Annotated in this window: 1 protein-coding gene and 1 pseudogene; both read left to right on the top strand. The window is 56.6% G+C overall.

Annotation, left to right across the window (positions count from 1 at the left end):
* Window positions 1–159 precede the first annotated feature (159 nt).
* Window positions 160–1,626, top strand: a complete 1,467-nt coding sequence (locus tag RMO15_RS23680; RefSeq protein WP_309718246.1) for a hypothetical protein — start codon at window positions 160–162, stop codon at window positions 1,624–1,626.
* A gap of 118 nt (window positions 1,627–1,744) precedes the next feature.
* Window positions 1,745–1,899 (top strand): annotated as a pseudogene (locus tag RMO15_RS33440) (UDP-glucose 6-dehydrogenase); the annotation flags it as partial.

Genomic DNA, 1,899 nt, shown 5'->3' with positions numbered 1-1,899 from the left:
GCGATTCTTCGTCATTTTTGTGTAAATCTTCTGAGCCAGGAGCGCACCAGTAAGGTGGGTGTTAAGAATCGTCGTTTGCGAGCGGGCTGGGATGATACGTTTTTGGAGAGGATACTGACGAATTGATATGCAATCGCCCTGACCGTCGAGGAGCTACTCGTGCGTGTGACCCAGGCGTGTGGTATCTTGGTGCGTGCCGATGCTCGCGTTGGCAAGCGGGCAGTCTGGAGCCGTGGTATCGCTCTTGCCACGGGAGAGCTGTTGGAGGCGCTATGTTTTGCTCTTGGGGGTGTTTTTCGCAAGACCGACAATAGCTTTTCGTTGGTGGAGGATATTCTGACGCTTCAGACCCGTCGAGCCCGGGCTGCCGAGTGGTACGCCAGCGCCGAAGCGGCCCGTCCGCGCGAGACAGAAGACTTCGCCGAGCGCTTCGATGCACTCCTGACCGTGCCATTTGCTCAGGAAGCTGTCTTTGCCCTGACAGAATCTCAGCGGCATCAGTTCCGCACGATGCATCGTGCGGGCAAACAACTGATACTGACCTATGCGGAGCTGGTTCCAAGTCAGCGTGCAGTGGTGGATACGGAGCAGAAACGACTACAAGACTCGCTCCAGGGAGTGCTTACGCAGCCCGCGTCTCCTACTCCGGTAGATCGAGTAACAATTCACCTTAGCCTTTCGCTACGGGCGCGCATTCCCAGTGCCCCCCCTTTCTACGTGGGAGGGAGCAATCTCCGGGAGAAGCCCCGGCTTCGGGCCTTCGTCAAGGATCGTGTTTTGCTGGTTCATGGCAGCGATAAAGACCAAGTCCAAGGGCTGGTGAAGACGGCACTAGAGGCTGGTGTTGTAGCGCTCTGGCTTGAGGCAAACCCTGAGCTGATTGCGGTTGCCCTGGCCGAGAAGCAACTCCCGATCTGGGCTTGGGTGCCGCTTCTGCGTAGTAATGACGGTATCCCAGCGCACAATAGTCTGGGTGAGAGTTGGCGCGATCTGTGCCGACGTCGGTTCCGTCGCGACGAGCTAGACTGGCTCGATCCAGGCGTGGAAGGCAACATTACAGTGGTGCTGGCAAACGTGAAGCGCTACCTGCTACCCGGAGTTTCCGGACTGATCCTGACCGACACCGTGCCCCCTGGCTATCGTGAAGAGGTCTCCGACTGCCACACGGAAAACCTGGGCTACACTCCCGAGCGGCGGCGTGTGTTTCTCAAGAAGCACGGCGTGGAGCCTGCCGATGTCATCGCCTCCGATGGCACTACTTTCCCTGCAGAGTCAAGCTTTCGTGCCTTTGACCCGACCGATGACCTGGCCGATACCTGGCTAGGGGAGCGCGAAGCCGAGGGAGAGAGTTTCTTGAAACGCCTGCATGAGAGACTGGGGAGCGAGCATCCCAAGCTGTCTCTCTGGTGGGGAGGGAGCAACGACTGGCTGGTGCGCTGGGATGGCAAGCAGCCTGTCCCCCTACTTTATCCCTCCTACGAACCCGAGCCGCCGAAGGGCTACAAGGCGCAGTGGGTTATGCCCCCGAAAAAACTCACCAACAAGACTCTAGCAAGTGCTGTACTCGATCTGCGTGCGCTTCGCACACCGAGCGTTCTCGAAGGACTGCGTGCAGGGGAATTCTAATCGTCTTTTTGTAAACGTCTTTAGGAATTAAAAAGACATAAATAACTCAACTTTGGCACGATAATTGTAGATTCATTAAGCAAGAAGACGGGTAGAATCCCTGCTGGAATCGAATTTTATGAATATTTGTGTCATTGGAACGGGCTATGTCGGACTGGTTACCGGCGTGATTTTTGCGGATCTGGGTAACGAGGTCATCTGTGTGGACAAGCTGGAGGCGAAAGTCGAGCAGCTGAATCGTGGGGAGATGCCGATCTACGAGCCGGGGCTGGA

It is taken from the genome of Armatimonas sp. (assembly GCF_031410135.1).
Classification (GTDB): Bacteria; Armatimonadota; Armatimonadia; order Armatimonadales; family Armatimonadaceae; genus Armatimonas.
The sequence above is the reverse complement of the archived record's forward strand: the minus strand, read 5'-3'. Positions and strand labels throughout refer to the sequence as shown.